Source organism: Geminicoccus flavidas (genome assembly GCF_009806515.1).
Lineage (GTDB): Bacteria > Pseudomonadota > Alphaproteobacteria > Geminicoccales > Geminicoccaceae > Geminicoccus > Geminicoccus flavidus.
This window is the reverse complement of sequence record NZ_WUJP01000938.1, coordinates 1-7,794: the sequence shown is the minus strand read 5'-3', so window position 1 is coordinate 7,794 and position 7,794 is coordinate 1. Positions and strand designations below refer to the sequence as shown.

At 69.6% G+C, this 7,794-nt stretch carries 8 protein-coding genes and 1 pseudogene; all 9 read left to right on the top strand.

The genetic code is table 11. From position 1 onward, the window contains the following. Positions 1–948 (top strand): 2-isopropylmalate synthase (locus EQG76_RS26945; RefSeq protein ID WP_200841158.1); only part of this gene is annotated, 948 nt, incomplete at its 5' end. A gap of 138 nt (positions 949–1,086) precedes the next feature. Next, complete coding sequence (locus EQG76_RS26940) at positions 1,087–1,653, top strand: aminotriazole resistance protein (protein WP_159718031.1); 567 nt, start codon at positions 1,087–1,089, stop codon at positions 1,651–1,653. A gap of 38 nt (positions 1,654–1,691) precedes the next feature. Continuing rightward, on the top strand, positions 1,692–3,215 hold the full coding sequence (locus EQG76_RS26935; protein WP_159718029.1) for an ABC transporter ATP-binding protein: 1,524 nt from the start codon (positions 1,692–1,694) through the stop codon (positions 3,213–3,215). Then, complete coding sequence (locus EQG76_RS26930) at positions 3,212–3,889, top strand: energy-coupling factor transporter transmembrane component T family protein (RefSeq protein ID WP_159718027.1); 678 nt, start codon at positions 3,212–3,214, stop codon at positions 3,887–3,889. The genes EQG76_RS26935 and EQG76_RS26930 overlap by 4 nt, the downstream gene beginning before the upstream one ends. After that, positions 3,886–4,509, top strand: a complete 624-nt coding sequence (locus EQG76_RS26925) for a phosphoribosyltransferase family protein (RefSeq protein ID WP_159718025.1) — start codon at positions 3,886–3,888, stop codon at positions 4,507–4,509. The genes EQG76_RS26930 and EQG76_RS26925 overlap by 4 nt, the downstream gene beginning before the upstream one ends. A 161-nt stretch (positions 4,510–4,670) precedes the next feature. Continuing rightward, entirely contained in the window at positions 4,671–5,711 is a 1,041-nt protein-coding gene (locus EQG76_RS26920) for a rod shape-determining protein (protein ID WP_159718023.1), read from the top strand. A 163-nt stretch (positions 5,712–5,874) separates the two neighbouring features. Next, positions 5,875–6,801 carry a rod shape-determining protein MreC gene (gene mreC / locus EQG76_RS26915; RefSeq protein WP_159718021.1) on the top strand — a complete coding sequence of 309 codons (927 nt, stop codon included), beginning with the start codon at positions 5,875–5,877 and terminating at the stop codon, positions 6,799–6,801. Further along, on the top strand, positions 6,798–7,328 hold the full coding sequence (gene mreD / locus EQG76_RS26910) for a rod shape-determining protein MreD (protein WP_159718019.1): 531 nt from the start codon (positions 6,798–6,800) through the stop codon (positions 7,326–7,328). The genes mreC and mreD overlap by 4 nt, the downstream gene beginning before the upstream one ends. Then, positions 7,312–7,794: pseudogene (locus tag EQG76_RS26905) on the top strand (penicillin-binding protein 2); the annotation flags it as partial. The gene mreD and the pseudogene EQG76_RS26905, both read left to right, overlap by 17 nt.

The following is a 7,794-nucleotide window of genomic DNA, read 5'->3' as shown; positions in this document are numbered from 1 at the left end:
ATCATCTCGGTCCACTGCCACAACGACCTGGGCCTGGCGGTCGCCAACAGCCTGCTCGCGGTCAAGGCGGGGGCCAGGCAAATCGAGTGCACCATCAACGGCATCGGCGAGCGGGCCGGCAACGCCGCGCTGGAAGAACTGGTGATGGCGGTGCGCACCCGGCCGGACGTGCTGCCCTACCAGACCCGGGTGATCTCCCAGGACATCATGAAGGCGTCGCGCCTGATCTCGGCGATCACCGGCTTCTCGGTGCAGCCGAACAAGGCGATTGTCGGCGCCAACGCGTTCGCGCACGAGAGCGGCATCCATCAGGACGGTATGCTCAAGAACGCGCAGACCTACGAGATCATGCGGCCGGAGGATGTCGGCCTGCACCGATCGAGCCTGGTCATGGGCAAGCATTCCGGCCGCCATGCCTTCAAGAAGAAGCTGGAGGAGCTGGGCTACCAGCTGGGCGACAACGCGCTGAACGAGGCGTTCGTCCGCTTCAAGGCGCTCGCCGACAAGAAGAAGGACATCTACGACGAGGACCTGGTGGCCCTGGTCGACGACGAGATCCAGACCGGCGAGCAGGCGATCAAGTTCAACCGGCTGCGCGTCATGTGCGGCTCGGACATCAAGCCGGAAGCCTCGATCGACATGGAGGTCGACGGCAAGCCGATGACCTCGGTCTCGCTCGGTGATGGCCCGGTGGACGCCACCTTCAAGGCGATCGAGCGACTGGTGCCGCACAATGCCAAGCTCCAGGTCTTCCAGATCAACGCCGTGACCGAGGGCACCGACGCCCAGGCGGTGGTGTCGGTGAAGCTGGAGGAGGACGGCAAGTCGGTGAACGGCCAGGCCTCCGACGTCGACATCATCGTGGCCTCGGCGCGTGCCTACATCTCGGCGCTGAACAAGCTGATCACCAAGCGGCGCAAGACTGCACCTGCCGCGCTCTCGGCGTGAGCTACACCCACGCCTGAGCAAGTCGTGGGCAGATTGCCCGGAAATTGAGCAGTCTTTTCGCCAGGCCGCGGCGCTCCGCGGCCTGGTCTCGTTTTTGCTAGCGGTTCGCGCCAAGGGCTCTCAAGGGACGGACATCGAATGGCGACCACCTACACCAAGGAACAGAACACCCTCTTCCCGATCGTGCTGGCCCTGGTAGGGGCAGCGGCGACCGGGGTGCTGTGGGCATACGCCAACCCGATCCAGCTCGTCCCGGGCGTGATTCAGTGGCGGATCTTCGCTTTCCTGCCCTGCCTGATCGGCATCCTCCTGGGCCCCAGGAGCGGCTTCATCTGCGGCTATCTCGGCACGGTGATCTGGTCCTTGCTGGCCGGCACCTTCATCCCGGCCCATTCCCTGATCATCGACGGCATCGCGGTGGGCCTGACCGGCTTCATCCCGGGCATGCTGTTCGACCCGGCCCGGACCAGCATGAGCCGCGGCACCCTGGTCAAGATCGCCCTGGTCTGCCTCCTGGTCGGGCTCGGCATGGTCGTGGTGGTCTCGGCCAGCCTAGCATATCTCGGCATCTTCCCATTCCTGTGGGCCCTGACCTATCTGGGCCTGTCCGATGTGGTACCGATGGTGATCGGCACGCCGCTTTTGGTGATCCCGGCGCTCAAGATCCTCAAGAGCGCCCATCCGGGCGGCTTCACCCGCTTCTGAGCCCCATCTTCCCTGACCATCTTCGGCCTGGATTCAGCTTGCTTGCGATCGAAGACCTCGTCGTGGCCTATCAGGGTCAGGACGTCCTCCACGGCGTGTCGCTCCAGGTCGAGCCGGGCTGCGGCGCCCTGGTCTGCGGGGCAGGGGCCAGCGGCAAGTCGACCTTGCTCGCCACCGCCTGCGGGGTGGTCCCGCGCTTGGTCAACGCCGAGCGGGTGACCGGTCGGCTGCGGCTGGGCACCCGCGACTTCGCCGAGATCCCGCGGGCCGAGCTGTTCTCCCGGATCGGCATCGTGTTCCAGAACCTGGACGACCAGCTCTTCGACCTGGAGGTCGAGGACGTGATCGCAGCGCCGCTGGAGAACCGCGGCGTGCCGCGTGCCGAGATCCGGGCGCGCCTGGCGGAGCTGTTCGAGGAGTTGGCGATCCACGACCTCGCCGGGCGGCGCGTCCTGACCCTGTCCGGCGGCGAGCGGCGCATGGCCGTGCTCGCCGGCGCGCTGGCCGCCCGGCCGGAGTTCCTGGTGCTGGACGAGCCCACCACCGGCCTCGACCCGGCGGCACGGCTGCGGCTGGAGCGCAGCCTCTCGGCCGTGCGCGACCGCATCCCGCTGATCCTGGCCGCCGACCAGGATGCGGCCTCGCTGGCGGGCGCCATGGGTCGCATCCACCTGCTGCAGGCCGGGCAGCTCGCCGGCAGCTGGCCGACGGCGGAGGCGCTGGCGCTGCGGACACCCTGGCTCGAGACCGGCCTGCTGCCGCCTCGAAGGCAGGAGCGGCCGGCGGAGGCCAGTGCGACGGCAGGCGGACGGATCCTGCTGGCGGTGGAGGGGCTGCGCACCAGGCTGACCCGCCCGACCGGCGAGCCGGTCCTGCACGACATCACCCTGGAGCTGCGTGCGGGCGAGGTGACGGGCCTGGTCGGGCGCAACGGTGCCGGCAAGTCGACCCTGATCCAGACGGTGCTGGGCCTGGCGCCGCTCGCCGCGGGAAGGATCGTGATCGAGGGCGAGCCCGCCGAGCGCTGGACCGCCGCACGCCGGGCGCGTCGGGTCGGCTACCTGCCACAGAACATGCGCCGGATGCTGTTCAATCTCTCCGTGCTGGACGAGATCGCCTTCTCGGTCGGCGGCTCGACTGCGAAGATCGGCGATCCCGAGATACGTGCCCGGGCCGCCCAGGCACTGGTGCCGTTTGGCCTGGCCGACAAGGCGGAGGCCAGCCCGTTCGCCCTGTCCGCACGCGAACAGGCTCTGCTGGGCCTTGCCTGCCTGGACGCGGCCGGCTGCGCCGTGGCGATCCTGGACGAGCCGCTCCTGGCCCGCGACCGGCAGGGCCGCGCCATGCTCGACCTGTTCCTGCGCCGTTCGCACGAGGCCGGTCGGGCCGTGCTGCTGATCTCGCATGATCTGGAACTGATCGACGATCTATGCCCGCGCCTCCTGATCCTGGCCGACGGCAGGATCGCGGCGGACGGACCGATCGAGCAAGGCTGGGCCTCGCCGGCCTTCCAGTCCCTGGGCTGGCCTGCTCCCCAGCCCCCCTTGAGGATCGCGTCGTGAAGCGGCTCTACGAGGTCAATTTCCTGGTTAAGCTCGTAGCCGCTTTCCTGGTGATGGCTGCGGCCTGGCTGGTGGCCAGTCCCTGGCCGGCCGTCCTGATCGCGGCCCTGGTCGTGCTGCTGCTCTGCGCCGCACGAGTGCCGGGGCTGGGCGGCTACCTGAAGGGTGCCGCCATCCTGGTCGCCATGGTGCTGGTGACCTGGTCGATCAATCTGGGCCTGCAGGGCCAGCCCCTGACCGACGCGCTGCCCACGGCGGTGCGGATGGCCGCACGGCTGGTCGCCACCACCGCGGCCTTCTACTTCGTGATGGAGACGAGCACGCCGGGCTCGATCCTGGCGGCGGCCAGTGCCGCGCGCTTCCCGCCCATGGCCACGCTGGTGCTCTCCCTGGTGTTCGGGATCATCCCGATGCTGCGCGAGGAGTTCCTGCGCATCGCCGATGCCCAGCGCGCCCGCGGCATGGAGATCGACGGGGTGCCCTTCCACACCCGGCTGCGCTATGCCCTGGCCCGCGGCATCCCGCTCCTGGTCCAGTCCATTCGCATGGCCCAGGCCATCTCCACCGCGCTCGCGGTGAACGGCTTCGATGCCGCCACCAAGCGCACGACCTGGCGGGAGGTCGGCCTGCTGGTGGAACCCCGCCTGCCGCTCAACGAGGTCCGCAAACCATGACGCCATCCCCTGTCACGACGCAGCACTGGACCGTGGATGTGGCCGGCCGCCCGGTCGAGCTGCCGATCGTGGCGATCAAGCCGGACTTCGCGATCTCCCTGATGATGGTGATCGATCTGGGCGTGGGCTTCTTGGACCATGTCGGCAAGGCCCTGGCGGAGCGGCTCAGGTCGCTGCGCCCGGACGTGATCGTGGGGCCTGCCACGCTCGGCATCCCGATCGCCATCGAAGTGAGCCGCGCGCTCGGCCTCGACCAGTATGTCGTCCTGCAGAAGTCGCCGAAGATCCATCTGGCTGACGCGCTGGTGGAGCCGATCACCTCGATCACCTCCAAGGGCGAGCAGCGCCTGCTGCTCGACCGGCGTGCCGTGCCGCTGCTGGCCGGCAAGCGGGCGGTGGTGGTCGACGACGTGGTGGCGAGCGGCTCCAGCCTGAAGGGTGCGATCGCGCTGGCGCGTGCCGCGGGTGCGGAGGTGGTGGGGGCCGGCGTGGTGCTGACCGAGGCCCATGAATGGCGCACCGTGCTGGGCGCGGACGCCGCCCTGGTGACCGGGCTGGGCCACATCCCGCAATTCGCGCCGGACGCGAACGGCCGCTTCGCGCCGATCGCTGGAACCTGACCGGCCCGCCGATCGGGCGCCGCACGGGAAACTGAAGGCTCCGCCACAGGTAAACTTGCCGCGCACGACGCGCGATAGAACCGTGACGATTTTTCTGGCAGAGATGGTTCGCCGGCAGGTTGTATCGCCTGCTGCGGGCTTGCCTGACGGACCTCGGCCCCATGTTCCTGTCCAGACTGTTCGGGATCTTCTCCACCGATCTTGCCATCGATCTCGGCACGGCCAACACGCTCGTCTACATGAAGGGCCGGGGCATCGTCCTGAACGAGCCGTCCGTGGTGGCGCTTTCTACGGTCAAGGGCCGCAAGCAGGTGGTGGCGGTCGGCAACGACGCCAAGCAGATGCTCGGCCGCACGCCCGGCAACATCGAGGCTATCCGCCCGCTGCGCGACGGGGTGATCGCCGACTTCGAGGTGGCCGAGGAGATGATCAAGCATTTCATTCGCAAGGCGCATCGCCGCCGGGCGTTCGCTGCACCCTCGATCATCATCTGCGTGCCGTCCGGCTCCACCGCGGTCGAGCGGCGCGCCATCCAGGAAAGTGCCGAAGGGGCGGGTGCACGTCGGGTCCAGCTCATCGAGGAGCCGATGGCCGCCGCGATCGGCGCCGGCCTGCCGGTGACCGAGCCCAGCGGCTCGATGGTGGTCGACATCGGCGGCGGCACCACCGAGGTCGCGATCATGTCGCTGGGCGGCATCGTCTATTCGCGCTCGGTCAGGGTCGGCGGCAACAAGATGGACGAGGCGATCATCAACTATGTGCGCCGCCACCACAGCCTGCTGATCGGCGACACCACTGCCGAGAACATCAAGAAGTCGATCGGCTCGGCCTGTCTGCCCGAGGAGGGCGACGGCAAGGTGATGGAGGTGCGCGGGCGCGACTTGTTGAACGGCGTGCCCAAGGAGATCGTGATCAGCCAGAAGCAGATCGCCGAGGCGCTGGCCGAGCCGGTGATCCAGATCATCGAGGCGGTGAAGACGGCCCTGGAGCACACCGCCCCAGAGCTGTCCGCCGACATCGTCGACCGCGGCATCGTGCTCACCGGAGGTGGTTCGCTGCTGGGCAACCTCGACTTCGTGCTGCGCTACACGACCGGCCTGCCGGTCAGCCGGGCAGAGGACCCGCTGAGCTGCGTGGTGGCTGGCACCGGCCGCTGCCTGGAGGACCGGTCGCTGCGCCATGTGTTGCACGCCGCCTACTGAGGCGACCACTCCTTCACTAAAACATGTCAACATCATGGACGTTTCTTCATTCATTCCTTAAACCGGCCGTACCGCTCCCGGTTATCGGGAAAGACTGGAGGTCTCGCTTGAACGCCATCGCTGCCGCACCGTCGCCTTCGGCCCAGCACTCGGCCTGAGCCCGATGGCCCGCCGCCTGCCGCGACTATCGGTGCCGTTCAAGCTGGTCGTCGACCGCATGACCGTGGGCGGCCTGGTCGCGGCTTCCCTGATGCTGCTGGTGATCGGCAAGGCCGACCTGAAGCTGATCGACGCGCTCGCCACCGGTGCCGGGGACCTTGCCAGCCCGGCCCTGCGCCTGGTCAGCGCCCCGGTCGAGGCGGTGCGCAACGTCGCCCGCACGGTCGGCCAGACCATGGCGCTTGCCGAGGAGAACGCCCGCCTGCGCGGCCAGGTCGATCAGTTGCTCGGCTGGCAGGCGGAGGCGACCAGGCTGGCGGTGGAGAACCGTGAGCTGCGGATCGCGGCCGGGATGCCGGTCGAGGCGCCGGCCATGCGGGTCGCCACTGCGGCGATCGTGGGCGACAGTGCGGGCAGCTTCGTCCAGACCCGGCTGATCGACGCCGGCAGTGCGCGCGGCGTGGCCGTGGGCCATGCGGTGGTCGACGAGGCGGGCCTGGTCGGTCGGGTGGTGGCGGTGGGCCGACAGAGTGCCAGGGTCCTGTTGATCACCGATCCCGCTGCCAAGATCCCGGTGATGGTTGAGGGCAGCGGCGATCGCGCGCTGATGGAGGGTGACGGCGGCCGCCGGCTGCGCCTGCGCTTCTTGCCGCGCGACCCGCGCTTCCAGTTGGGCGACCGGGTGGTCACCTCAGGGGAGGGCGGGCTGATCCCGCCGGGCATCGCGGTCGGCGTGGTCAGCCGGGTCGGTGCCGCCGGGGTCGAGGTCGCGGCCTATGTCGACTGGGGCCGGCTCGACTATGTCCAGGTGCTGCGTGCCGAGCCAGTGGAGCCACCGGAGGCGGACGGGGCGGACCTAGCCGTCATGGACGCATCGGCCGTGGCGGGCGGCGCGGAGACGATGGCCGCCACCGGGCCGATGCTGCCGTGACCGGGCTCATCACCCACAAGGCTGAGCTGCGGCTGCGCCAGCTCCTGCCGATCCTCACCGTAGCCCTGGCGCTGCTGCTCGACCTGGCGCCGCTGCCCGATGCCGGGCCGCAGGCCCAGGCGCCAAAGCTGGCGTTCGCCGTCGTGTTCTTCTGGTCGCTGCACCGGCCGGAACTGCTGCCGCCACTGGCCCTGTTCCTGCTGGGCCTGGCGGGCGACCTGGTCGCCGGCAGCCTGATCGGGCTGGGCCCCGCCATGCTCTTGCTACTGCGCGAGACGGTGGTGCGGCAGCAGCGCCTCCTGCTGGCGGCCTCGCCGCTCGGGCGCTGGGTCGGCTTTGCCGGCTACGTGGCGGTGATGATGGCGGCGACTTGGCTCGTCACCTCGGCCCATGCCCTGCGCTGGCAGGCGATCGATCCCCTGGCCCCGCAGGCGCTGCTCACCGTGCTGGCCTGGCCGGTGGTCGCGGTCCTGCTGATCCAGGTCCAGGTGCGGCTGCCGCGAGTGCGCCATGCAGCAGGAGGCTGAGCGCCTCCGCTGGTTCAAGCGCCGCTCCTTTCTGCTGGGGGCGGGGACCTGCGGGCTGTTCGGCACGCTGGTCGGCCGGCTCTGGTACCTGCAGATGGCACAGGGCCAGCGCTACCAGCTCCTGTCGGAATCCAACCGGGTCAGCGAGCGGCTGATCCTCCCGCCGCGCGGCCGGATCCTCGACCGCGGTGGCCGCCCGCTCGCGGACAACGCTGCCACCTACCGGGTGCGGGTGGTGCGCGAGCTGACCCCCGACCTGCCGAGCACGCTGCAGCGCCTGGGCGGGCTGCTGGGCCTCTCGCCGGAGCGGATCGCCGAGATCCTGGCCCAGGCACAGGCCCGGCCGCGCTTCGTGCCGGTGGGCGTGCGCGAGGACCTGTCCTGGGAGGAGGTGGCGCGGATCGCGGTGCGCGCACCCGAACTGCCCGGCATCATCCTGGACGCGGGCACCATCCGCCACTACCCC

What these genes read in the sequence shown, in the direction of transcription:
- EQG76_RS26925 (WP_159718025.1), top strand. Translation starts at nt 3,886, where the DNA reads ATGACGCCATCCCCTGTCACGACGCAGCACTGGACCGTGGATGTGGCC.
- EQG76_RS26940 (WP_159718031.1), top strand. Translation starts at nt 1,087, where the DNA reads ATGGCGACCACCTACACCAAGGAACAGAACACCCTCTTCCCGATCGTG.
- mreC (WP_159718021.1), top strand. Translation starts at nt 5,875, where the DNA reads ATGGCCCGCCGCCTGCCGCGACTATCGGTGCCGTTCAAGCTGGTCGTC.
- EQG76_RS26920 (WP_159718023.1), top strand. Translation starts at nt 4,671, where the DNA reads ATGTTCCTGTCCAGACTGTTCGGGATCTTCTCCACCGATCTTGCCATC.